Raw genomic sequence first — 23866 nt, forward strand, 5'->3', positions numbered from 1 at the left:
CTACTCCGCCGGGCGCGTCTCTTCGAGCACGCTGTCCTCGTGATAGAGAAAACCGCCGGACTGCCGCTTCCACAGCCGCGCATAGAGCCCGTCGAGCGCCACCAATTGGTCATGCGTGCCTTGCTCGACAATGCGGCCGCCGTCGAGCACCACCAGACGATCGAGTGCTGCGATCGTCGACAGCCGGTGGGCGATGGCGATGACCGTCTTGTTTTCCATCAGCCGTGTCAGATTCTCCTGGATCGCCGCCTCGATGTCGGAATCGAGTGCCGAGGTCGCCTCATCGAGAATCAGGATCGGCGCATCCTTGAGGAAGACGCGGGCGATCGCCACGCGCTGGCGCTGGCCTCCCGACAGCTTGACGCCGCGCTCGCCGACAAACGCCTCGTAGCCGGCGCGGTCCCTGTTGTCGCGCAAGGTCAGGATGAACTCGTGCGCCTCAGCCTTTTTCGCCGCCGCGATCACCTCCGCATCGGTCGCGTCAGGCATGCCGAGCTTGATGTTGTCGCGCAGCGAACGGTGGAACAGCGCCGTGTCCTGGCTGACGACGCCGATATTGGCGCGCAGCGAATTCTGCGTAACTTTGGCGACATCCTGGCCATCGATGGTGATCGACCCGCTCTCGAGATCGTAGAGGCGCAGGATCAGATTGGCGAGGGTCGTCTTGCCGGCGCCGGACGGTCCGACCAGCCCTACCTTCTCGCCTGGCCTGACGACAAGGTCGATGCCGTTCAGCACGCCGAAACCTTTGCCGTAGTGGAACTCGACGTTCTTCACCGCGATACGGCCACCCGCAACGACGAGTTCCTTGGCGTCGGGCGCATCGGTGAGGCCGAGCGGCTGCGAGATCAGCGCCTTGGAATTCTCCAGCACGCCGAGGTTTCGCAAGATGCTGTTGAGCTGCATCATCAGCCGGCCGAGCAGCATGTTGAGCCGCAGCACCAGCGACAGGGTGAAGGCGACCGCGCCGACGGTGATCGAGCCCTCGACCCAGAGATAGACGGCAAAGCAGCCGATCGCCGTGATCATGATGCCCGACAGCGTGGTCAGCGCCATGCGCACGCCGGTCAGCCGGCGGGTGAACGGGCGCAATGCGTCGAGATAGATGTCGAAACCGTTCCTGATGTAGCGGTCGTCGCCATCGGCCGAGAACAGTTTCAGCGTCTGCACGTTGGAATAGGAATCGACGATGCGGCCGGTGATCATCGAGCCGGCCTCGGCTGTTTCCTCGGCATGCTTGCGGATTGCCGGCAAATAGAGCTTGGCCAGCCAGCCGAAGGCGGAAATCCAGATCACCACCAGAACCGCCAGCCTGAGATCGAGGCCTGCGACCAGCGCCAGCGTCGTCACCGTGTAGACGATCATAAACCAGACGACCTCGATGAAGCTTTCCATCAAGTCGCCGGTCGCCTGGCCCGCCTGCCAGACCTTCGTCGCGATGCGGCCGGCGAAATCGTTCTGGAAAAAGGCGTAGGACTGGCGCGAGACATGCCGGTGCGCCTGCCAGCGCACCAGATTGTAGAAGCCCGGCGTGATCGTCTGTTCGTCGACCAGCGCCGACAGGCCGACGACGACGGTGCGGATGACCAGCACCACCACGGCCATGAAAACCAGTTCAGGGCCGGCGGCGGCCCACAGTGCGTGCCAGCTGCGCTCGGCGGGAAGCTGGTCGAGAATATCGACCAGCCGCCCGACGAAGTAGAACAGGCCGGCCTCGACCAGCGGCGCGATGCCGCCGATGACCAGCATGGCGAAGAAGGCGAACTTCGCCTGGCCGACATAGTGCCAGAGAAAGCCGCCGACACTGATCGGTGGCCGAAGATTCGCCGGCTCCCTGAACGGATAGACCCAGTTCTCGAACCAGCGATAGACGGCTGTCATCATGCGGCGGCCATCATTCTGCGGCTTGCCTCTTTGCAAGTGCATCGTTGGCGGGACCGTCCTCAAGCAGGAACCCGCCCGACTGGCGCTGCCAGAGCTGCGCGTAGAGCCCGCCCTTGGCGACGAGTTCTTCGTGCGAACCTTCCTCGATGACACGGCCCTTGTCCATCACCACCAGCCTGTCCATCGCCGCGATGGTCGACAGCCGGTGCGCGATGGCGATGACGGTCTTGCCTTGCATGAGCTTGTAGAGATTCTCCTGGATCGCCGCCTCGGCTTCGGAATCAAGCGCCGAGGTCGCTTCGTCAAGGATAAGTATAGGTGCGTCCTTCAACATAACGCGAGCAATGGCGACGCGTTGCCGCTGGCCACCGGACAATTTGACGCCGCGGTCACCGACATAGGCGTCGAAGCCCTTGCGGCCGCTGGCATCCGAAAGCCCCGATATGAAGTCCAGCGCCTCGGCGCGCCGCGCCGCCTCGACAAGCATCTCGTCGGTTGCATCGGGCCGGCCATAAAGGATGTTCTCGCGCACCGAACGATGCAGCAGCGAGGTGTCCTGCGTGACCATGCCGATCTGCGCACGAAGCGAATCCTGCTTCACAGCGGCGATTTCCTGGCCATCGACCAATATCTGCCCGGCTTCGAGGTCGTAGAAGCGCAGCAACAGGTTGACCAGCGTGGACTTGCCGGCGCCGGAACGGCCGACGATGCCGACCTTCTCGCCCGGCTTCACCGCCAGCGACAGGCCCTCGATCACACCCTTCTGCTTGCCGTAGTGGAAGCGAATGTCCTCGAAGCGGATCTCACCCCTGGAAACGCTGATCTCCTTCGCGTCCGGCCGGTCCTCGACAAGGCGCGGCAGCGAGATCGAGGCGATACCGTCCTGCACCGTGCCGATGTTCTCGAACAGGCCCGACATTTCCCACATGATCCATTGCGACATGCCCCACAACCTGAGCACAAGGCCGATGACCACGGCGACCGCGCCGATCGTCACTGCTTGCCCCAGCCACAGCCACAGCGCCATCGCGGTCACCGAGAACAAGAGCAGCGCGTTCAGTATGTAGAGCGAGCCGAAAAGCACTGTCACCAGGCGCATCGACCGGTAGACCGTTTCGAGAAAGCCGGACATACCGTCTTTGGCGAATGACGCTTCGCGGCGTGCATGGCTGAACAGCTTGACCGTCTGGATGTTTGAGTAGCTGTCGACGACCCGGCCCGTCATGATCGAGCGCGCATTGGCCTGTTCCTCGCCGACCTTGCCCAGCCGGGGAATGAAAAACCGCAGCAAAAGGATATAGCCGACCAGCCAGACGCCGAGCGGCGCGGCCAGCCGCCAGTCGGCCGAGCCGACGATGAGCAGCATGCCGAGGAAGTAGACGATAACGTAATTCAGGACGTCGATCACCTTGATGACGCATTCGCGCACGGCGAGAGCCGTCTGCATCAGCTTGGTCGCGATGCGGCCGGCGAACTCGTCCTGGTAGAAACTCATCGACTGCTTGAGCAGATAGCGGTGCACCTGCCAGCGGATGCGCATGGGATAGTTGCCCATCAGCGTTTGCTGGTTGAGGAGCGAATGCAGCCATACGGTGCCCGGCAGTGCGAACAGCACGATGAAGGCCATGCCGGCAAGCTTCCAGGCTTCCGTCTGCAGGAAGGTTTCGCGATTCTGCCCCGACAGCCAGTCGACGATGCGGCCGAGGAAGCCGAACATCCACACTTCCGCGATCGCGATGGCCGTCACCAGCACTGCGTCGAAAAGGATATAGGGCCAGGCGCCGCGCGTATAATGCACGCAGAAGGCAACCAGCGTCTTGGGCGGCTCGACCGGTTCCGCCGCGGGGAACGGATCGAGCCTTTTTTCAAACCAGCTAAACAACAACATAGGTCATGCCTGTGAAATGTGTTTGCCGCTTACGCGGCACGTGAGCGTACGAAGTCCCCGGAACCCATGGCGTCGAGTGCCGACGGTCCGGAATCACCCGGACCGTCGGCAATGCTTCGCGCAATATAGGGGCTCGCGGGCTTTTCGCCGACAGCTGCGCCAGACGATCCTGACGACACGGTGCCGCCAGCCCGGTTTTTCGGGCCAGGCCGGATCAGCCGGATGATCCGGCGCACCAGCGACGGCCGCCCGGGATCGGGAACCGCGCGCGAAAAATCGACATCCGGCAGCATGCCGCGATGCGGCCGGCGGCGAACCTCGGCGTGAACCGCCGACGAATAGGTGTCGCCGATCAGCAGCGCCCAGGTCGGCAGTCGGTGGATATGCAGGCTCCTCGAGCCCGGTATTCTGTAGGGATCGAACATCGGTCCGTCCTCCGTGTGAAAATCGAGATAAAAAGGCGAAGCAATATCGTCCGCCGGCATTCGCCCGGAGACACGCATTGCATCGGTCCGGACATGACGAGTGTCGGTCCGGACAGCTTCAGTTGGGGCGTTCAGCCCTTTTGACTTTTTGAAAAACATCGCAGGATTCCTTCGGAAGCCGAAAAATCGTTTCGGCGGGAATCGGTGCGATCAAGTCTTAGAGAGTCAGGAGAATCGTCGTACCGAAACCGCCGGCAGGCAGGTAAGCCCACGAGAGGGGCGCTGGATGTGCATGGTCATCATGAATTACCCCTCCATCGGTTCGGGTTGACAATGCTGGTTGTATACCCGACTTCGCAGAAAATGGCCACCCGCAGGTCCAGCAATTTCCAAAACCGCCAAGCCGCTGTGGCCGATCCGCCACTTATTAGAAGGACGCGGAAATGAACCGTCGTCTCCGCATCGCGCTCTACCAGCCTGACATTGCCGGCAACACCGGAACAATCCTGCGCTTCGCCGCGTGCCTCGGACTTGGCGTCGACATCATCGAACCGGCCGGATTTCCGCTCTCCGACAAGGCGCTCAAGCGAGCCGGCATGGACTACCTCGAAATGGCTGCCCTGACCCGGCATGTCGACTGGCACGCCTTCGAGGAATGGCGCAAGGCTGATTCGCACCGGCTGGTGCTGCTGTCGACCAAAGCCACGACGGCCTACACCAGCTTCAGCTTCGCGGACGGTGACGTCCTCCTGTTCGGCCGCGAATCCGCAGGCGTGCCGGATCCTGTCCATCAGGCGGCGGATGCGCGCCTGACCATCCCCATGCAGGGTACGGCGCGCAGCATCAACGTGGCGCTCTCCGTCGCCATGGTAGTGGGCGAAGCCATCCGGCAACTCGGATAACGGCACTCCGTCTCCCGACATCTTGACCCAGGCGCACATCGCCTTCTCCTTCGTTTGCACATCCAGGGTTTCTTCGCTACAAGCTCAACTTAACTTGAGGTCAAGCAGAAAAATCGGGACGGAAAATCAGACATGGCGCCTGTAACGGAATTAACGGTTGGCCAGGTGGCCATGCGCAGCGGGGTGGCGGTGTCGGCGCTGCATTTCTACGAGGCCCGCGGCTTGATCCGCAGCCACCGCACGTCGGGCAACCAGCGCCGCTACGGCCGCGACGTGCTGCGGCGCGTGGCGATCATCAAGGTTGCACAGGAGGTCGGCATCTCGCTGGCCGAAATCGGTGCCGCACTTGAATCACTGCCCGAAAGCCGCACGCCGACGCGCGACGACTGGAACCTTTTGTCGACCGCCTGGCGCGACGGGCTCGATCACAAGATCGCCCAGTTGAAGAAACTGCGCGAAGGGCTGACCGACTGCATCGGCTGCGGCTGCATGTCGATCGACAAATGCCCGCTGCGCAACAAGGGTGACCGGCTGGCACGCGAGGGAACGGGGGCAAGGAGGCTGGTCGCTCTTCCTTCTCCCCGTTCACGGGGAGAAGGTGCCTGAACGCAGTGAAGGCAGATGAGGGGCGGCGCCAGCATTGAGAGGTTCGTGCCGCTCCTCAACCTGCCTGCCGGCACCCTCTCCCCGTAAACGGGGCGACGAAATCCTAGTCGGCCGCAGGCAACCGCCTGATGGTGAACTCGATCAGGTCGCCCGGCCGCTCGAACCAGCTTTCGATCTCGGTCCAGTAGGCCTGCTTGGGAAAGCGCTCGAACCATTCCTTGGCCTTGAGCCGGGCATCGGAGCGTGGCAGCACGAAGGTCTCGCGCAGGAAACCGTCGCGCGGCATACGCACGCGCTCGGCACGGCTTTGGTCGAGCCTTTTCTTTAGGCCATCCAGCGGCGGTCTTGCCGGGGTGCGCACGAAACAACTCCTTGCACCGTAATGACACTTGACCCTGTCCCCTAAGAGATTAGGGATCGCGCCGGCAAAAGACGAGTCATTTGTGGGACTCGCCGCCCCAACCGGAGACGGCATTTGGAACGACCAGAAATACCGGCGGGCCTGCCCGCCGACATCGAACAGAAGAAGATGAAGGCGCGCCTCTGGTTCGAGGCGCTGCGCGAACGCATCTGCGCCACCTTCGAGCAGATCGAGCAGGATCTTGGCGGGCCGCTGGCCTCGTGGTCGCCCGGCCGCTTCGAAAAGACGCCATGGGAACGTGACGAGGGGCGCGGCGGCGGCGGCACCATGTCGATGATGCACGGTCGCGTCTTCGAAAAGGTCGGCGTCCACACATCGACCGTCCATGGCGAGTTCTCACCCGAATTCAGGAAGCAGATGCCCGGTGCCGAGGAAGACCCGCGCTTCTGGGCATCCGGCATTTCGCTGATCGCGCACCCATGGAATCCCAACGTTCCGGCCGTGCACATGAACACGCGCATGGTGGTCACATCCAGCCAATGGTTCGGCGGCGGTGCCGATCTGACACCGGTGCTCGATCGCCGCCGCACCCAGGACGACCCCGACACGGTCGCCTTCCACCGCGCCATGCAATTCGCTTGCGAGAAGAATGTCGCGGTGGCCGATTACCCAAAATTCAAGGCCTGGTGCGACGAGTACTTCTATCTGTCGCACCGCAACGAGCCGCGCGGCACCGGTGGCATCTTCTTCGACTGGCTGCATTCGGGTGAGGACAAGGGCGGCTGGAATGCCGATTTCAACTTCGTCCAGGATGTCGGCCGCGCTTTTCTCGTCGTCTACGGCCACCTTGTGCGCGCCAACTTCAACGAGAACTGGACCGATGGCGACCGTGACGAACAGCTCATCCGCCGCGGCCGCTACGTCGAATTCAATCTGCTTCACGATCGCGGCACCATATTCGGACTGAAGACCGGCGGCAATGTCGCCGCCATCCTCTCCAGCCTGCCGCCCGAGGTCCGCTGGCCGTAACAAAATGGTGAGCCCGGCGTGAGCCGCATTGATGTCCCATTCGCTCGAATTGGGCATGGAATGTGGCACACGGTGCGGCGAAAAATTTCTTTTTCGTCTAATAGGCTCTTGAAAAGACTGGTCTATTTGTGGCGCGGGGTCGGGAAGCGCCGGCGGTTCGCCTGCGCGCAATTTCAGGAAAGTGCGAAACGGCTTTCCGACCGGAATTGCGTCAAGACAAAGCGAGCCGCGACCCGACGCGACCGGACGGCCCAAGACGACGCGGGACATCTTCGTCAAAAAGATACCCGCCTTTCCAGGAGTACTTCGCAATGCGCAAGATCATTGTTTCGGCGGCCGCCGCTGCCCTTCTCGCTTCCGGTTCGGTGGCGTTCGCCGCCGTCAAGCACACCACCGGGACGATCAAGACCTTTGACACGACGGCCATGAGCCTGGTCCTCGACGATGGATCGTCTTTTACGCTTCCCAAGACCTTCAAGGATCCTGGCCTGCAGGTCGGTGAAAAGGTCCGTGTCTCATGGGACATGAGCGGCAAGAAAAAGATTGCCGAGGCTGTCAAGATCGCCAAGTGAAGGCCTGCCCGCCAAAACGGGACGAGACGATGTCTGGCCCTGTTTCGGGGTAGTGTTTAGAGGGCGGAGCGATGCTGCTCCGCCCTTTTGCCGTTGACGGCAACCAATACCACCCCATCTGTGTTATGCTTCTCACCCGTTCGCGGTCCGCGGTTTCAACCCTGGAACCGGACATGAGCCAAAAAAAGTGCCGGAGCCTCGACCAGGCTCCACGGAGGAAAAGGAGAAATCTCATGAAGGAATTTCACTGCGGGTCGCTCGTGCCCGGCTGTGACTGGCACACACGTGCCGACGAGGAAGCCGAGGTCATGCGCCGTGCCGTCGAGCACATGCGCGAGACACATGGCGAGACGGTCATCCGCGAGACGATGATCGAGGCGATCCGTTCGCGCATCGAAAAGACCCGCGACGCGGCCTGATCTACCCGGCCTGCAAGGCTTCGGCGGCGCGCTTGAGGAGCGCGTCGCGATCAGGGGCAAACCCGGCTTCGACCCATTCCGCTTCGAGATTCCTCAGGATTTCGCCGAGTTTCGGGCCTGGAGTTGCGCCGAGCGCCGTCAGATCGGCACCTTTCAGCGGAAACAACGGCTTTTCCCATTTGGTGGCGAAGCCAAGCAGGCGCGAAAAGCCACCGGCTTCGAGCAGCGCCTCATTGTCCTCGACGGCGCGCATCCTGGCTGCCGCAAGCGACAGCCGCAGACGGTCGACAAACCCCTGCCGGTCGCCGCGATAGAGCCTTTTTGCCAGTTCGCCCTCGGTCGTCTTCGGCTCGACGGCGGTGGCGAGCGCCCAGTGGCGCAGGCGATCCGCTTCGGCGGTCGAGAGTTTGAGCCGCTCGGCGAGCGTCTTCATGCGAGCGGCATCGGGCGGCACGATCGCTTCCAGTCTGAGCAGCGGGTCGGGTGCCCAGCCCAGATCCTTGCCGGCCTTGGCCAACCCATGGATGGCATCGATGCCCCATTTCTCGCTTTCCGGCAGCGCCGCGGTCAAGACACCTGCCTGCCGCATCCAAAGCAGCGCCCGTGACGGATCGGGCGCCGACAAAAGTTTCTTCAGTTCCGACCAGATTCGCTCGGACGAAAGCTGGGCCAGCCCTTCCTTCAGACGGGCGCAGGCTTTCAGCCCCTCGGCGTCCGGCCGTCCGTCGCCGTACCAGGCGAAGAAGCGGAAGAAGCGCAGGATGCGCAGGTAGTCTTCGCGAATGCGCGCTTCCGGGTCGCCGATGAATCGCAGCCGGCGCGCCTCGATGTCGGCAATGCCGCCGACCAGGTCGACCACCTTGCCATCGGCCTCGGCATAGAGCGCGTTGATGGTGAAGTCGCGCCGCTCGGCATCGAGCTTCCAGTCGCGCCCGAACGACACTTTCGCGCGCCGCCCGTCGGTTTCGATATCGGCGCGCAAGGTGGTGATTTCATAGGGCTTTCCGCCGGCAACCACGGTGATCGTCCCATGCTCGATGCCGGTTGGCACCGCCTTGAACCCTTCCGCTTCGGCGCGGCGGAGGGTTTGCTGCGGCAAGCAGGTGGTGGCGATGTCGATGTCGGCGACCGGCTGGCCCATCAGCGTGTTGCGCACCGCGCCGCCGGCGACTCGCGCCTCTTCACCGCCTTCGGCCAATGCGAACAGCAGGCGCTGTAGATGCTTGTCGGTGAGCCAATCGGCCCTGCCCGCGATCGAGACACTCACGCATAGAGCCTTTCATAGAGAGTACGAAGGATGCCGGCGGTGACGCCCCAGATGCGCCGGTCGCCGTAAGGCATGTCGTAGAAGAACCATTCGAGATCGTTCCACATACGGCTGTCGCGCTTGTGGTTGGCCGGGTCCATCAGGAAGCGCAGCGGCACTTCGAAAGCGGCATCGACCTCGTCTGCGTTGAGCGTCAGTTGGAAACCGGGCCGCACGATGCCAAGCACCGGGGCGATGCGGTAGCCGCTGCCGGCGACATAGTCGGGCATGCGGCCGATGATCTCGATGCTGTCTCGGCCAAGCCCGATCTCCTCGAAGGTCTCGCGCAGCGCCGCCGCCTCAGGGCTCGGATCGGTCGGATCGATAGTGCCGCCGGGAAAGGCCACCTGCCCCGAATGGCTGCGCAGCTTTTCGGCCCGTTTGGTCAGAAGAACCGTCGCATCGCCCTCATGATCGACCACCGGGATCAGCACCGCGGCATTGCGCAGCGCCTTGCCCTGGTTGAGGCGCGGATGGCCGGGGTTGAAGCGATGGTCGCCATAGTCGTCGTCGCCTGCATGTGCATCGGGCTGCACGGCAAAGCGCGCGCGAAAATCCGCGGATGAAAACGGCGCCGGCGTCGCCTGGTCCATCACGCGCTCAGCCGCTTCAACTGGTCCGCCGGCATGATCGGGAACACGGCGCCCTTGGAGCGCACCGCGAACATCGTCTCGCCGTCGATTTCGATCTCCTCGCCATGCCCGACCAGTTCATACATCACCGGCCGCGCCACCAGCGCCTCCAGACGGCCACGCACCAGCACATAGGGCTTCAACCCGCCGGTCTCGTTCTCGTCGACAAACCGCAGCGGCCGTTCCGGCCCGGCTTCGACGACGTCGCCGACATTGGTGCGGAAGGTGATTGTCTGCGCCTCGCCGCTGCCCGAAACGTCCATTTCGACGGCGATGAACGGCGCATCGGCGACGCGGATGCCGACCTTTTCTACCGGTGTCACCAGATAGGTCCTGCCATCGGCGTCCTTGCGCAGCACCGAGGAAAAAAGCTGCACCAGCGGCATGCGCCCGATCGGCGTGCCCAGATAGAACCAGGTGCCGTCGGACTTGATCTCCATGTCCAGATCGCCGCAGAAGTCGGGATTCCAGCGTTCGACAGGTGCCGCGCCCTTGCCGGCACGGGCGGCGCGCGAGATCAGCGCCTCGAGACCACGCGCCTCGGTGGCATCAGTCAGGCTTTCTTCACGATGTCCCAAGGGTCCCGTCATGGTCACGAAATAGTCACTGTTGTTCCGCTTGTCAGCCTAAGTCTGTGATTTAAGTTTCGATGTAGGCGCCACGCGAGGCCGAATCGCGGCAACTTATGGTATGGTGCAGCCGTTGTTCCAGCCATGGTATTCCAACCACAAGGATCGATGCGGCATGAGCGTGATGGTCAAGGAAAGCCCGATCAGCGAAAAGGACATGATCGCCGAGGCCGAAAAGGCGCTTGCCGACATCTCCCGGATCCGCGACGGGGTCGGCCGGGTCATCTTCGGACAGGAAAGCGTCGTCGAGCGCACGCTGGTGGCGCTGCTGGCCGGTGGCCATGCGCTTTTGGTCGGCGTGCCGGGTCTCGCCAAAACCAAGCTGGTCGAAACACTTGGCATCGTGCTCGGCCTCGATTCGCGTCGCATCCAGTTCACGCCGGATCTGATGCCGTCCGATATCCTCGGCTCCGAAGTGATGGAGCAGGACGAGACCGGAAAACGCTCCTTCCGCTTCATCTCCGGGCCGATCTTCGCCCAGCTGCTGATGGCCGACGAGATCAACCGCGCGTCGCCGCGCACTCAGTCGGCGCTGCTGCAGGCCATGCAGGAATACCACGTCACCATTGCCGGCGCCCGCCATGACCTGCCGGCGCCCTTCCACGTGCTGGCAACCCAGAACCCGCTGGAGCAGGAGGGCACCTATCCGCTGCCCGAGGCACAGCTTGACCGCTTCCTGATGCAGGTGGACATCCTCTATCCCGAAATCGAGGCGGAGCGCCGCATCCTTCTGGAAACCACCGGCATCGAGGACGCGAAAGCGCAAAACGTGCTGCAGCCGGTGCGGCTGAAGGAGATTCAAACGCTGATCCGCCGCATGCCGGTGCCTGAAAGCGTCGTCGAGGCGATCCTGACGCTGGTGCGCTCGGCGCGTCCCGGCCAAGGCAATGCCGAGACCGATAAGAACGTCGCCTGGGGTCCCGGCCCGCGCGCCAGTCAGGCGCTGATGCTGTGCACAAGGGCGCGCGCGCTTTACGACGGACGGCTGGCGCCCTCGGTCGACGACGTCCGTGCGCTGGCCGAGCCGGTGCTGCAGCATCGTATGGCGCTGACCTTCGCCGCCCGCGCCGAAGGCACCAGCGTGCGTGACGTGGTGGCGAAACTCGTGAAAGGGATTTGATGCCGCGCATCGGCGAGGTCCAGGCTCCGGCAGCGACGCGCGACGCGCTCGCCCGTGGCCGGTTGCGGGCCTCGCTTGTGCCAGACCTGCTGGTCGAGGCGCGGCGCATCGTCAACACCGTGATCGCCGGCTGGCACGGCCGCCGCAAGCGCGGCATCGGCGAGAATTTCTGGCAGTTCCGCCCCTACGTCGAGGGTGATTCCTCGCGCATCGACTGGCGCCGCTCGGCCCGCGACGACCACACCTATGTGCGCGACCGCGAATGGGAAGCCGCCCATACCGTCTGGCTGTGGGCCGACCCCTCGCCGTCGATGCTCTACAAATCGACAGGCGCCAGCGTTTCCAAGCAATCGCGCGCGCTGGTGCTGGCGCTGGCCATGGCCGAGCTGTTGTCGCGCAGCGGCGAACGCATCGCCTGGCCGGGCCTCACCGACCCGTTCACCGCCCGCAACGGCGCCGAACGCATTGCCGCCCAGTTGATGCATGCCGGCGAGCTGCCGGCAAAACCCGACCTGTCCGACATCAGGCGCTTCTGCGACATCGTCATCGTCAGCGACTTCCTCGATCCCGTCGAGGAGACGATGGCTTGGCTCGACGTGCTGGCCCGCCACGGCGTGCGCGCCCACCTGATCGAGGTCGCCGACCCGGCCGAGGAGACCTTCCCCTATGCCGGCCGCACCGAATTCACCGATCCCGAGACCGGCGACAAGCTGACCGCCGGCCGCGCCGAAATGCTGGGTGATGAGTATCGCCTGCTCTACACCGCCCGCCGCCACGAACTGGCCGCCTGGTGCAAGCGGCTTGGCTGGAGCTTTACCGTCAACCACACCGATCGGCTCGCCTCCGACGCGCTGGTGCGGCTGCACATGGCGATGACCACTGATGGCCCCTCGGTCAGGCCGACCGCTGGCGGTCGTGCAGGCATCGCTGGTGGCGATCGGCCAGGAAAGGCTGTCGCATGAGTTGGCTGCCGCTCTCCTTTGGCGCCCCCATGGTGCTGTGGGGCCTGCTGGCACTGCCGGTGATCTGGTGGCTGCTCAGGCTGACGCCGCCCAAGCCGCAGACCGAGATCTTCCCGCCGCTGAAGATCCTGGCGCGCGTACTGAAGCGCGAGGAGACGCCGCAGCAGAGTCCGTGGTGGCTGACGCTGCTCAGGCTCTTGATGGCGGCCCTCATCGTCGCGGCATTGGCCGACCCGGTCTTCAATCCGCGTGAAAAGCTGCCGGCCGAAGGAGCCGCCCTTGCCCTGGTCATCGACAATGACTGGGCAAGTGCCGCCGACTGGGGCAAACGCGTCGCCACCGCCGAGCGGCTGATCAACGACGCCGGCTCCAACGGCGTGCCGGTCGTCATCGCCTTCACCGCCGAAAAAGCCAATGCCGAGATCGGCCCGTTCGATGCCGCCACCGCCCTTGACCGGCTGCGCGCCGCCAAGCCGCGGCCGATCCCGACCGACCGGCCCGCCGTCTATGCCCGCGTCGCCGGCGTGCTGGAGACCTTGCCCGGGGCCAGTGTCGCCGTGCTTGCCGACGGCCTGGCGGCAAAAGGCGATGAAGCCGCCTTCAACACGCTTTTGTCGAAAAATGCCGCCCGTGTCGTCTGGGCAACCGCCGACAGGCTGTCGCTGACGGGCCTGACCGCCGCCGACAACCAGGTCGACGGCTTTGCGCTGACCGCCATCCGCGCGCCGGGCGACCCTGCCCCGGCGCAGGTCACCGCCGGCGCCTTCGACGACAAGGGCCGCCGCATCGCCGATGCGACGCTGACCTTTTCGCCTGGCGAAACCACCGCCACCGGCACCATGGCGGTGCCGTTCGAGCTGCGCAACGACTTCGCTTCGATCGCGCTCGACGGCGAGCGGCAGGCCGGTGCGGTGCGCGTGCTCGACGAAAGCTCCAAGCGCCGCCGCGTCGGGCTGCTGTCGCAGGCCGAGGCCGACCAGGCGCAGCCGCTTTTGTCGCCGCTCTACTACATCAGGCGGGCGCTGCAGCCCTTCGCCGATCTGGTCGAACCCTCCAGCGCCGACCTCGCCGACGCCATCCCGCAGATCCTCGACCAGAAGCCCGCGATGATTGTCATGGCCGATATCGGCACCATTCCCGGACAGGTCCGGCAGAGACTTGTCGATTGGGTCGACAATGGCGGCACGCTGGTGCGTTTCGCCGGTTCGCGGCTGGCCACGGCGGGCGATGACGACGATTTGCTGCCGGTCCGCCTGCGCACCGGCGAGCGTTCGCTCGGCGGCGCGCTGTCATGGACGTCGCCGCAGCCTGTCACCGAATTCCCCAAGGCCGGCCCGTTCGCCGATCTGGCGCCGCCGGCCGAGGTCACTGTCAGCAGACAGGTGCTGGCCGAGCCGACACCCGATATCGTCGAGCGCACCTGGGCGGCCCTTGCCGACGGCACGCCGCTGGTCACCGGATTGAAGAAAGGCAAGGGCACGCTGGTGCTGTTCCACGTCACCCCTGAGGCAACCTGGTCGAACCTGCCGATCTCCGGCAGCTTCGTCGAGATGCTGCGCCGCATCGTGCAGCTGTCGCGCAACCAGGGCGCGGCCATCGCCAATGCCGAAGCCGCCGCGGCGTCGCTGGCGCCCTATCGCATGATTGCAGCCGACGGCTCGCTGGTGCCGCCGACGCCGGATGCACGGCCGCTTGTACCGGGCGCCGGCGCGCTGCCGGTGACTTTTGAAAACCCGCCCGGCCTCTATGGTTCCGAGACGGGTGTGTTTGCCCATAATCTGCTTGAAGCCGACAGCACGCTGGCCCCGCTGGCGCGCCCGCAAATCACTGTTCCCGTCACCTCGATCCAGTATGCCTTTGACGAATCGCGCAATTTGAAGGGCGCGCTGGTCGCGGCCGCCCTGGTGCTGATGCTGCTCGATACGCTGGCAGTGTTCTGGATGGGCGGCCTGTTCTCACGCCGACCGCGCCGCGCCGGTGCCATGGCAACCACCGCCGCGGTCCTGATTGCGCTGGGTAGCTTGTTCGGTCATGCCGACCTTGCCCGCGCAGACGACGCCAAGCCGGGTGACGAAATTGCCATCGAGGCGATTTCGAAGACCCGCATCGCCTATGTGCTGACCGGCGTGCCGGGCGACGATTCGATCAGCCGTGCCGGGCTCGAGGGCCTGACCCGTTTCCTGGTCGAAAAGACGGCCCTTGAACCGGGCGCGCCAGCCGGCGTCGACATCTCGAAGGACGAGCTGTCGTTCTATCCGCTGATCTACTGGCCGATCGATCCGGCCGCCCCGATGCCGAGCCAGGCCGCCATCGCCCGCATCGACGCCTATATGCAGCAGGGCGGCACGGTGCTGTTCGACACCCGCGACCAGTTCGCCAACGGCATCGGCGCCGATTCGACCAGCCCGGCGACGGAGCGGCTGCGCGACATCCTCGGCAACCTCAACGTGCCGCCGCTGGAGCCGGTGCCGTCCGACCACGTGCTGACCAAATCCTTCTTCATCCTGCCCGAATTCCCCGGCCGCTTCGCCGGCAGCCCACTGTGGGTCGAGGCGTCGCTCGACGCCAGCAATGCCGAGAACCGGCCGGTGCGCACCGGCGACGGCGTCTCGCCTATCATGATCACCGCCAATGATTTTGCCGGCGCCTGGGCGGTCGACGAGAATGGCGATCCGCTGCTGCCGACCGTACCGGCGGACCCGATGCAGCGCGTCTACGCGCTGCGCGCCGGCGTCAACATCATGATGTACATGCTGACCGGCAACTACAAATCCGACCAGGTGCACGTGCCCATACTGCTCGAACGGCTGGGGCAGTAAGATGAGTTTGTTTGGTTCCCTCCGGTCGCGGATAAACCCTCCCCAAAAAGAGGAGGGTAAGGGATGAACTGGTCGATTTCCTTCGAACCGCTGATCTCCTGGCCCCTGTTGGCCTTGGCGCTGGTGCCGCTGGCGCTGCTGGCGCTTGTCGGCCTGTGGTTTCGCCAGCGCGGCTCGGTCTTCCGCTTCATCGCCCTTTTGGCGCTCGCCGCCGCTTTGTTCAACCCGGTGTTCCTCAACGAGGAGCGCGAGCCGCTGAAAAGCGTTGTCGCCCTCGTCGTCGACCGCAGCCAGAGCCAGGATATCGGCGATCGCACCAAGCAGACCGACGAGGCGCTGGCCGGGCTGCAGCAGCGGCTTGGCCGCTTCAAGCAGTTCGACGTGCGGGTCGTCGAGGCCGGCAAATCCGAGGCCGCCGAAGAGCGCACCGAGACACGGCTGTTCGGCGCGCTTGAAGGCGCCTTCCGCGACGTGCCGCCGTCACGCATCGGCGGCGCGATCATGATCACCGATGGCGAGGTCCATGACGCGCCGCCGGGCGCGCCCGATTTCAACGCCCCGCTGCATGCGCTGATCACCGGCAATGACCACGAAAAGGACCGCCGCATCCGCTTCGAGAACGCGCCGCGCTTCGGTCTTGTTGGCAAGCCGCTCGACATGACCTACCGCGTCATCTCGACCGAAAACGAGACTGGCCCGGTCGATGTGCGCGTCTCGGTCAATGGCGAGCAGGTCGCCGTCGAGCACGCCACCGTTGGCCAGGCCATGCCGCTGCAGGTCACCATTCCGGGCGCCGGCCGCAACATCGTCGAACTCGCCATCGATCGCGAGCCGGGCGAACTGACCGACACCAACAACCGCGCCATCGCACTGATCGACGGCATTCGCGAGAATCTGCGTGTGCTGCTCGTCTCCGGCGAGCCGCATGCCGGCGAGCGCACCTGGCGCAACCTGCTGAAATCCGACGCCTCGGTCGATCTTGTCCATTTCACCATCCTGCGGCCGCCGGAAAAGCAGGATGGCACGCCGATCAACGAATTGTCGCTTATCGCCTTCCCGACCCGCGAACTGTTCGTCGAGAAGATCAAGGATTTCGACCTCATCATCTTCGACCGCTACCAGCACCGCGACGTGCTGCCGATCCTCTATTACGACTACATCTCCGAATATGTCGAAAAGGGCGGCGCGCTGCTGATCGCGGCCGGCCCCGAATATGCCGGCGAAAGCTCGATCGCGCGCACGCCGCTGATGGCCGCCCTGCCGGCGATGCCGACCGGCGAAGTTGTCGACAAGGCCTTCTATCCGCGCCTCACCGAACTCGGCCAGCGCCACCCGGTGACGCGTGGGCTCGATGGCTCGGCCACCGAGCCGCCGCACTGGAGCCGCTGGTTCCGCACCATAGGCGTGCAGAACCCGGAAGGCGAAGTGGTCATGAAGGGCGCCGACAACCGGCCGCTGCTGCTGCTCGACCGCAAGGGAGAAGGCCGCGTCGGCATGCTGCTGTCCGATCAGGGCTGGCTGTGGGCGCGCGGCTTCGAGGGCGGCGGCCCGCATGTCCAGCTTTATCGGCGCATCGCGCACTGGCTGATGAAGGAGCCGGAGCTCGAGGAGGAGCGGCTGACCGCCGATGGTCGTGGCATGGTGCTGGAAATCCGCCGCCAGACGATGGCCGACGATCCCGGCGCCGCGCAGATCATCACTCCGTCCGGCAAAACCTTGACGGTCAAGCTCGACAAAGCCGAGCCCGGGGTCTTCCTCGGCAGCGTCGAGACCAGCGAGATCGGGCTCTACCAGGTCGCCAATGGCGACCTCACCGCGCTCGCCCATGTCGGGCCGGTCAACGCACCGGAATTCGCCGACGTCATTTCCACCGAAAACCGGCTGAAGGCGCCGGCCGAAGCCACCGGCGGCAGCGTGCGCCGGCTGGCGTCTTCCACAGCCCTTGGCAGCGACGTGACGCTGCCTTCCATCGTGCCGGTGCGCTCGGCTGGTGCCGCATCCGGCAGCGACTGGATCGGCCTGCGCACGACAGACGACAGCGTGCTCAAAGCCGTCTCGCGCGTGCCGCTGTTCGGCGGCTTCCTCGGCCTCGGCCTGCTGCTTCTGGCAATGGGTTCGATGTGGTACCGCGAGGGACGGTAGCGCGGCGCTCTTTTTCCTTCTCCCTTGTTGTGGGAGAAGGGAAAGCCCCCTGCTCTACTCCTCCGGCTCCGTCGTGAACATCAGCGGATAGCCCTTGGCCTTGCCGGCTTCGGTGGCGCGCGTCGCCTTGGTCTCGGCGACATCCTTGGTGAACACGGCGACGACGCAGACGCCACGCCGATGCGCAGTGATCATCACCCGGTGCGCTTGGTCCTCGCTGAGTTTGAACTCGCCCTTCAGCACCGTCACCACGAATTCGCGCGGCGTGAAATCGTCGTTGATGAGGATGACCTTGTAGAGTTTTGGCCGTTCGACTTGCGGCTTGATCTGGGTACGCGGTTTTGTGGTGATTTCAGGCATCGGAACCGACAGTTTTGCGTAAGCGATGTGACCGCCATTCTGGCACCGGTGAAAACGGTCGTCCATTTTGATCGACGCGCGAAACCGGTGTCCGCCGACGCGGCCATTCACAATCATGTGGGAAAGTGTCGGTTGCCGTTCAACGGCCTTGGCGGCCGAACATGCGACGGCCGGGAATCTGCCGCACGGCCGCAGCGGGCGGTATATCGGACCGAAAACGGTTTCCGCCGGCATCCGCTCGGCGTTCCAGCCAGGTCGCGATCAGCCACGCGGCGACGCAGATCAACGTCGCGCCGGTCAGCACGACCAGCAGCCAGGTCTGTGCCGGCGTTATGTAGTCCCAGTTGGTGGAAATCGCCGGCGCGAACAGCGAAGGCTCGGTGCGTCCGCTGGCGGGATCGGGAACCGGGCTGGCGGTGAACAGGATAAGCACTCTGGCGAGGCCGGTGGCAACCAGACCGCCGATCACCATCGAGCGCAAAATGGACGAAAGCCGCTTCTTCATGCGGATTGTCCTACACGGCCGGCGTTGCAAACGGGTTAAGTGTCAGTCGAGGCGGAAGCTGCCGGTGCCAGACTTCGCCAAAGATCAGTTGAACCCATCGACCGCTTCATCGCCAATGTCAGGGCTTCAGCGGCTCGGATAGGAAGAAGGCCGCTCCAACCGAAACCAGCTGGAGCGGCCTTGGTCAACAGGCCGGCATTTTATGCCGGACCTTATCAGGTCTTCGGGGCGTCCTTCTTGACGGCCTTCTCAGCAGCCTTCTTGTGCTTCTTGACGGTCTTCTTGACGACCTTCTTCGGAGCAGCCTTGGCCGGAGCGGCAGTCGCCGGAGCGGTGGTCGTCGAAGCAGCCGGAGCAGCGGTCGTGGTGGCGGCGGCGTTGCCGAGAGCCGGCATCGCGAAAGCGAGAGCGACGGCGAGACCGGTTGCGGAGAGGATGGACTTTTTCATGGCTTCGTTTCCTTTTTATGCGGGTCAAGTTTCGGAGCGTTACTGAACCGGGTCGTTCGGCGTCACTCCAAGCAGCTTCAAAGCATTGGCGAGCATCCGGATGCCCTGTGCCTGTTTCTTGGCGGCGCAGTACCGGTTGCCCTTTCTCTGAAGTGCCTTTGCCGCGGTGACCTGCGTTGCCGTGGCATGGGTTTCGAGGGCTTCATCAAATTGGTGGCTGAGATTGGCGCACCGTTCGCTCCGGGTTGTGAGCGTCGCCTTTGCGTCCGATTGTCCGACAGCGGCAGTGACCAGGCAGAAGCCCAGCAACGCACCCAACAAACTGATCGACAACCTTGGCATCGGTTTATCCGTAAACCCGGAGACTAGCGTCGCAGCCGATGACCTGACCGCCACGAGATCAGTTATGCCTTTGAAATTTTTCAGGAGTTTTTCTGAACTGTAGAATTTTGTTTCTGGAGTGTGTCTGAGAAAGCCGGTGTGAACTCCATCATAGCCACTGGCCAACATATGGCCTGAATTCTATCGTGTGGGTTGCGACCGAAGGGCTTGGCAATCAAAGACAGAAGGGGCTTGGCAACAATGACAGGGCTGCTGTGAAATCCGATGCACACATACTGATCGTCGACGACGATAAGGGCATCCGCGACCTGCTGCAGGAATTCTTCCAGAAGCGGGGCCTGCACACCTCGGTTGCCGCCGACGGCATCGAGATGGAGACCATCCTGCGGCGCGTCCAGGTGGACCTCATCGTCCTCGACGTGATGCTGCCCGGCAAGAGCGGGCTGGAGCTGTGCCGCGACCTGCGCGCCCAGTATTCGACGCCGATCATCATGCTGACCGCCGTCACCGAGACGACCGACCGCGTCGTCGGCCTGGAAATGGGCGCCGACGACTATGTGCCCAAGCCCTTCGACCCGCGCGAGCTTTTGGCGCGCATCCGGGCCGTGCTCAGGCGCAATGGCGCCGCCGAGCCGAAGCGCGCCACCACCAAGCAGATCTACCGCTTCGCTGGCTGGACGATGGACTGTGCCCGGCGCCGGCTGATCGCACCCGACGATGTCAGGGTCGAGCTGACCATGGCCGAATTCAACCTGCTGCAGACCTTCGTCAAGAGTGCGCAGCGTGTGCTGACCCGCGACCAGCTCATCGAATTGTCCGGCGGCGACAGCGACTATTCCTTCGACCGCAGCATCGACATCCTGGTCAGCCGGTTGCGGCGCAAGATGGAGGACGACCCGAAGACGCCCAAGCTGATCCTGACCGTACGCAGCGGCGGCTACCAGTTCCTGCCCGAGACGACCTCCGAATGAGACGTTTCCTGCCGCAGACCTTGCCTGTCTGGGTGCTGCTGATCGTCATTGCCGGCCTGCTGATCAGCCAGGTCGCGACCCTCTACATCGTCTCGCGCGACCGCGCTGCCGCCAACGACGTCGTCGACCTCTACCGGCTCAACGACCGTGCCTTCTCGCTGGTGCAGCTCATGCATGACGCCAGTCCGGACGAGCGCAAGGCGACGGCGACCGGCCTGTTCAACTCCACCTACGCGCTCACCGTTTCGGACACGCCGGCGGTCACTTCGTCGATCGCCGGCGATGACGAACTGGCCGAACTCGAAGACATCCTCGTCGGCCGGCTGTCCAAATTCGGCATCACCGATGCACGCGTGCGCCGCGATCCGGCGACGCGCGAGGCCGACGACGCGGACGGCACGACGCCAGGACCCGACATCGGCCAGGTCGAGCGCGACCTTCTGGTGCTGGCCGCCGACTTCGCCCAGAGCGATAAGCTGACGGCATCGCTGCGCTTCGCCGACGGCCAATGGCTGAATTTCACCGAACCGATCACGCCCGTCGGCCCGATCCTGAGCTTCGACAGCCTGCCGCTCTATTCGCTGATCGCAGGGCTGGTGGTGATCATGTCGATCTGGTCGCTGCGCCGGCTGACGGCGCCGTACCGGATGATGGAAACCGCCGTGAACCGGATCGGCAAGGATCTGAAGAGCCCGCCGATCGCCGAGGGCGGCAGCCGCGAGGTGCGTGCCGCCGCCAAGGCGATCAACGCCATGCAGGCGAGGTTGCGCGAATATGTCGAGGACCGCGAACATCTGGCGGCGGCACTGGCGCATGATCTGCGCACGCCGATGACCAGGATGCGCCTGCGCCTGGAGCTGTTGCGCAAATCGGCGGTCCGCGAGGCGCTGGCGCACGACCTCGCCGATGTCGAGAGCATCGCCAGCTCGGTGATCGACTTCGCCACCTTCGAAGTGACCGAGGAAAAGAACGAACGCATCGACTTCTGGTCGCTCGTGGAATCGATCGCCGACGGCTATGACGACGTCTCGTTCGACGACGAGACCCGTTCGCGCGGGCTGATCTGCATGGCGCGGCCGGTCGCGCTCAAGCGCTGCGTCACCAATCTGGTGCAGAACGCGGTCACCTACGGCAAGAAGGCGCATCTTTCGCTGCGCCGGTCGGAGGACATGATCCTGCTCACCATCCGCGATGAAGGGCCTGGCATACCGCAGGCGCAGATCGACGCCGTGTTCGGCTCGTTCGTGCGCCTCGAACAATCGCGCAACCGCCAGACCGGCGGTCTTGGTCTCGGCCTGACCATTGCCCGCAACATCGCGCGCGCCGCAGGTGGCGAGATCCGCCTGTCCAACAATCCCGGCGGCGGCCTGCTGACGCAACTGCGCCTGCCGCTGGCGGCATAAAAACAAGGCGCGCCCGGTCGCCGCGCCTCGCCGCCGTTGGATTCCGGAGAAACTACCGCCGCAACACCGCGCTCAGCACGTCGCGAATGCCGATGGCGCCGACGAAGCGCGACTGGTCGTCAAACAGCGCTACCGGAGCGGTCTGCGAACGGTGCATGGCCAGCATGACGGTTTTCAGCGAGGTGCCCGGGTTGGCCCAGAACACTTGCGCGGCTTCCTCGGATTGGCCTTCGACGTCGGCGCACGACACCCAGACCGCCGGCTTGCCGTCGCGTTCGGCCGCCGCCACCAGCCCGTGGTCGTCGATCTTGAAGCGCGTCGTCTTGCGGCGGTCGAGCCAGACCCAGCCGTCCTTGCCGTGCTCCAGATCGCGACGGTCGCGCATCACGTTCCAGGCGGTCAGCACCGACAGCGGGTTCACATTGGCGATGAAGTCTCGGACATAGTCGTTGGCGGGCCGCAGCACGATGTCTTCGGGCGCGCCGGTTTGCACGATGCGCCCACCCTCCATGATGGTGATGTGGGAGCCGATCTTCAGCGCCTCCTCGAGGTCGTGGCTGACGAAGATGATGGTCTTCTTCAATTCAGTCTGCAGCTGCAGCAATTCGTCCTGCAGCTTGGTGCGGATGAGCGGGTCGAGCGCCGAGAACGGCTCATCCATCAACAGGATCGGCGCCTCGGTGGCGAAGGCCCGCGCCAGGCCGACGCGCTGCTGCATGCCGCCCGAAAGCTCATGCGCATATTTCTTCGACCACTGGTCGAGATTGACCAGCTTGAGCTGGCGTTGGACGCGCTCCTTGCGTTCGGCTTCCGGGACGCCGGCGAGTTCGAGGCCGAGACCGACATTCTCCTCCACCGTGCGCCAGGGCAAAAGGCCGAACTGCTGGAACACCATCGCCACCTGTTTCTGGCGCAGGCGCCGCAAGGTCGCCTCGTCGCAGGTGACGACATCGACGGTCTTGTCGCCATCCTTGACCAGCACCTGGCCGCGCGACACCACGTTGAGCCGGTTGACCGCCCGCAGCAATGTCGACTTGCCCGAACCGGAGAGGCCCATCAGAACGGAGATCTCGCCCTCGTTCACGGTCAGGCTGGCGCCGGCGCAGCCCAGTACATTGCCGGTCTTTTCGAGGATCTCGGCGCGGCTGGCGCCGGCGTCGATCATCTTCAGCGATCCGGCCTGGTCGGCGCCGAAGACGATATCGACGTTCCTGAAATCGACGGCGACGGTCATTTCTTGCCTCCAACGGCGATGCGGGTCATCCGGTCGAGCACGATGGCCAAAACGACGATGGCAAGCCCCGCCTCAAGCCCGAGGTCGATGCGGCGCGAGCCGAGCGCCCGGTTGATCTCGGTGCCGAGCCCGCCGGCGCCGATCAGTGCGGCAAACACCACCATCGACAGCGACAGCATGATCGATTGCGTCAGGCCGGCCATGATGGTGGGCAGCGCCGACGGCAGTTCCACCTTCCACAGCAGCTGGCTCTTGGTGGCGCCGAAAGCCTCGCCGGCCTCGACGATCGACTTCGGCACCGAGACGACGCCCAGATGCGTGAGCCGGACCGCGGTCGGAATGACGAAGATGATGGTGACGATGAGGCCGGGCGCGTTGCCGAGGCCGAACAGCGTCAGCACCGGGATCAGGTAGACGAAGGTCGGCAGCGTCTGCATCAGGTCGAGCACCGGCAGCATGACGCGGTAGACCTTCGGCTTGTGCGCTGCCCAGATGCCGAGCGGCACGCCGATGGCCATGGCCATGGCAGCGGCCGCGACGACCAGCACCAGCGTCTGCACCGTCTGCTTCCAAAGGTTCTGGTTGATGATGAAGATCAGGCCGAGAAAGACGCCGATGGCAAGCGGTCGCGAGCGTTGCAGCAGCCAGGCGATAACAGCGATGATCAGCGCCAGCAGCACCGGCGGCACCATCAAGAGGATGCCGACCAGCCCATCCAGCAGGAAATTGAGGCCATTCGAAAAGGCCCTGAACACAGTGTCGAAATTGTCGGTGAGGAAACCGAAGAAGGCCTTTCCCCAGGCGCCGATCGGAATCTTGTGATCGACCATGAATTTCGAAATCGGATCCATATCGCCCCTCTCGTGCAGGAGACCGCCCTGCCCCTCGGCCTCGACCGTCGTCATC

Annotated in this window: 24 protein-coding genes; 11 read left to right on the top strand and 13 right to left on the bottom strand. The window is 64.3% G+C overall.

Annotated features, from left to right (window positions below; translation table 11 throughout):
• Genes LB559_RS24665 through LB559_RS24675 form a run of 3 tightly spaced genes read right to left on the bottom strand, consistent with a single transcriptional unit; the run spans window position 1 to window position 4197 of the window.
• On the bottom strand, window positions 1-1884 hold the full coding sequence (locus tag LB559_RS24665; RefSeq protein ID WP_032808649.1) for an ABC transporter ATP-binding protein: 1884 nt from the start codon (window positions 1882-1884) through the stop codon (window positions 1-3).
• Between the two features lie 10 nt (window positions 1885-1894).
• Window positions 1895-3772, bottom strand: a complete 1878-nt coding sequence (locus LB559_RS24670; RefSeq protein ID WP_063168844.1) for an ABC transporter ATP-binding protein — start codon at window positions 3770-3772, stop codon at window positions 1895-1897.
• A gap of 29 nt (window positions 3773-3801) precedes the next feature.
• Window positions 3802-4197 (bottom strand): hypothetical protein, encoded by a 396-nt coding sequence (locus LB559_RS24675; protein WP_082826695.1) that lies wholly within the window; start codon window positions 4195-4197, stop codon window positions 3802-3804.
• A 443-nt stretch (window positions 4198-4640) separates the two neighbouring features.
• On the opposite strand from LB559_RS24675, the gene LB559_RS24680 reads away from it, so the two are divergent.
• Together LB559_RS24680 and soxR are read left to right on the top strand one after the other, a co-directional pair.
• The gene (locus LB559_RS24680; RefSeq protein ID WP_013529977.1) at window positions 4641-5099 is read left to right on the top strand and encodes a tRNA (cytidine(34)-2'-O)-methyltransferase; all 459 of its coding nucleotides are present in this window, start codon (window positions 4641-4643) and stop codon (window positions 5097-5099) included.
• A gap of 132 nt (window positions 5100-5231) precedes the next feature.
• Entirely contained in the window at window positions 5232-5705 is a 474-nt protein-coding gene (soxR, locus tag LB559_RS24685; protein ID WP_063168847.1) for a redox-sensitive transcriptional activator SoxR, read from the top strand.
• 103 nt (window positions 5706-5808) lie between these two features.
• Here the strand turns inward: soxR and LB559_RS24690 are convergent, their stop codons facing one another.
• Window positions 5809-6066, bottom strand: a complete 258-nt coding sequence (locus LB559_RS24690) for a hypothetical protein (RefSeq protein WP_013529975.1) — start codon at window positions 6064-6066, stop codon at window positions 5809-5811.
• Window positions 6067-6180: 114 nt separating this feature from the next.
• Here LB559_RS24690 and hemF point away from each other — a divergent pair, with 114 nt between their 5' ends.
• The 3 genes from hemF to LB559_RS24705 all read left to right on the top strand — a co-directional run bounded on the left by hemF (window position 6181) and on the right by LB559_RS24705 (window position 8086).
• Entirely contained in the window at window positions 6181-7095 is a 915-nt protein-coding gene (gene hemF, locus LB559_RS24695) for an oxygen-dependent coproporphyrinogen oxidase (RefSeq protein ID WP_024504549.1), read from the top strand.
• A 311-nt stretch (window positions 7096-7406) separates the two neighbouring features.
• The gene (locus LB559_RS24700) at window positions 7407-7667 is read left to right on the top strand and encodes a DUF1344 domain-containing protein (protein ID WP_013529973.1); all 261 of its coding nucleotides are present in this window, start codon (window positions 7407-7409) and stop codon (window positions 7665-7667) included.
• 233 nt (window positions 7668-7900) lie between these two features.
• A complete protein-coding gene (locus LB559_RS24705) occupies window positions 7901-8086 on the top strand; it encodes a DUF1059 domain-containing protein (protein WP_013529972.1) in 186 nt (61 codons plus the stop codon).
• A 1-nt stretch (window position 8087) separates the two neighbouring features.
• On the opposite strand, the gene LB559_RS24710 is transcribed toward LB559_RS24705, so the two are convergent.
• From LB559_RS24710 to LB559_RS24720, 3 genes are read right to left on the bottom strand one after another with little or no spacing between them, the layout of a single operon-like run.
• Window positions 8088-9353, bottom strand: coding sequence for a CCA tRNA nucleotidyltransferase (locus tag LB559_RS24710; RefSeq protein WP_224675191.1), 1266 nt, complete (start codon window positions 9351-9353; stop codon window positions 8088-8090).
• Entirely contained in the window at window positions 9350-9985 is a 636-nt protein-coding gene (locus LB559_RS24715) for a CoA pyrophosphatase (protein ID WP_224675192.1), read from the bottom strand. Before LB559_RS24715 ends, LB559_RS24710 begins: the two co-directional genes overlap by 4 nt.
• A complete protein-coding gene (locus LB559_RS24720; protein ID WP_224675229.1) occupies window positions 9985-10614 on the bottom strand; it encodes a DUF1285 domain-containing protein in 630 nt (209 codons plus the stop codon). The genes LB559_RS24715 and LB559_RS24720 overlap by 1 nt, the downstream gene beginning before the upstream one ends.
• A 154-nt stretch (window positions 10615-10768) precedes the next feature.
• Between LB559_RS24720 and LB559_RS24725 the strand changes: the two genes are divergently transcribed.
• The 4 genes from LB559_RS24725 (at window position 10769) to LB559_RS24740 (ending at window position 17696) form a co-directional block, all read left to right on the top strand.
• Window positions 10769-11773, top strand: coding sequence for an AAA family ATPase (locus LB559_RS24725; protein WP_013529968.1), 1005 nt, complete (start codon window positions 10769-10771; stop codon window positions 11771-11773).
• On the top strand, window positions 11773-12735 hold the full coding sequence (locus tag LB559_RS24730; RefSeq protein ID WP_013529967.1) for a DUF58 domain-containing protein: 963 nt from the start codon (window positions 11773-11775) through the stop codon (window positions 12733-12735). Before LB559_RS24725 ends, LB559_RS24730 begins: the two co-directional genes overlap by 1 nt.
• Complete coding sequence (locus LB559_RS24735) at window positions 12732-15554, top strand: DUF4159 domain-containing protein (protein WP_063168850.1); 2823 nt, start codon at window positions 12732-12734, stop codon at window positions 15552-15554. Before LB559_RS24730 ends, LB559_RS24735 begins: the two co-directional genes overlap by 4 nt.
• A 63-nt stretch (window positions 15555-15617) precedes the next feature.
• On the top strand, window positions 15618-17696 hold the full coding sequence (locus tag LB559_RS24740; RefSeq protein ID WP_027162170.1) for a membrane protein: 2079 nt from the start codon (window positions 15618-15620) through the stop codon (window positions 17694-17696).
• A gap of 54 nt (window positions 17697-17750) precedes the next feature.
• Here the strand turns inward: LB559_RS24740 and clpS are convergent, their stop codons facing one another.
• The 4 genes from clpS to LB559_RS24760 form a co-directional block, all read right to left on the bottom strand.
• Entirely contained in the window at window positions 17751-18056 is a 306-nt protein-coding gene (clpS, locus tag LB559_RS24745; RefSeq protein WP_224621525.1) for an ATP-dependent Clp protease adapter ClpS, read from the bottom strand.
• A 139-nt stretch (window positions 18057-18195) separates the two neighbouring features.
• Window positions 18196-18561: a hypothetical protein gene (locus LB559_RS24750; RefSeq protein ID WP_063168852.1), complete on the bottom strand. Its 366-nt coding sequence runs from the start codon at window positions 18559-18561 to the stop codon at window positions 18196-18198.
• 215 nt (window positions 18562-18776) lie between these two features.
• Window positions 18777-19010, bottom strand: coding sequence for a hypothetical protein (locus tag LB559_RS24755; protein ID WP_013529962.1), 234 nt, complete (start codon window positions 19008-19010; stop codon window positions 18777-18779).
• Between the two features lie 39 nt (window positions 19011-19049).
• The gene (locus tag LB559_RS24760; protein ID WP_024504541.1) at window positions 19050-19352 is read right to left on the bottom strand and encodes a hypothetical protein; all 303 of its coding nucleotides are present in this window, start codon (window positions 19350-19352) and stop codon (window positions 19050-19052) included.
• 254 nt (window positions 19353-19606) lie between these two features.
• Here LB559_RS24760 and LB559_RS24765 point away from each other — a divergent pair, with 254 nt between their 5' ends.
• Together LB559_RS24765 and LB559_RS24770 are read left to right on the top strand one after the other, a co-directional pair.
• Window positions 19607-20323 (top strand): response regulator, encoded by a 717-nt coding sequence (locus LB559_RS24765; RefSeq protein ID WP_013529960.1) that lies wholly within the window; start codon window positions 19607-19609, stop codon window positions 20321-20323.
• Window positions 20320-21726: an ATP-binding protein gene (locus LB559_RS24770; protein ID WP_063168853.1), complete on the top strand. Its 1407-nt coding sequence runs from the start codon at window positions 20320-20322 to the stop codon at window positions 21724-21726. The genes LB559_RS24765 and LB559_RS24770 overlap by 4 nt, the downstream gene beginning before the upstream one ends.
• Window positions 21727-21778: 52 nt before the next feature.
• Here LB559_RS24770 and choV read toward each other — a convergent pair whose 3' ends face one another.
• Both choV and choW read right to left on the bottom strand, forming a co-directional pair.
• Window positions 21779-22960 carry a choline ABC transporter ATP-binding protein gene (gene choV / locus LB559_RS24775; RefSeq protein ID WP_013529958.1) on the bottom strand — a complete coding sequence of 394 codons (1182 nt, stop codon included), beginning with the start codon at window positions 22958-22960 and terminating at the stop codon, window positions 21779-21781.
• On the bottom strand, window positions 22957-23811 hold the full coding sequence (choW, locus tag LB559_RS24780; protein WP_013529957.1) for a choline ABC transporter permease subunit: 855 nt from the start codon (window positions 23809-23811) through the stop codon (window positions 22957-22959). The genes choV and choW overlap by 4 nt, the downstream gene beginning before the upstream one ends.
• Window positions 23812-23866: the final 55 nt, after the last annotated feature.

It is taken from the genome of Mesorhizobium sp. BR1-1-3 (assembly GCF_020165455.1).
GTDB classification, from domain to species: Bacteria; Pseudomonadota; Alphaproteobacteria; order Rhizobiales; family Rhizobiaceae; genus Mesorhizobium; species Mesorhizobium ciceri.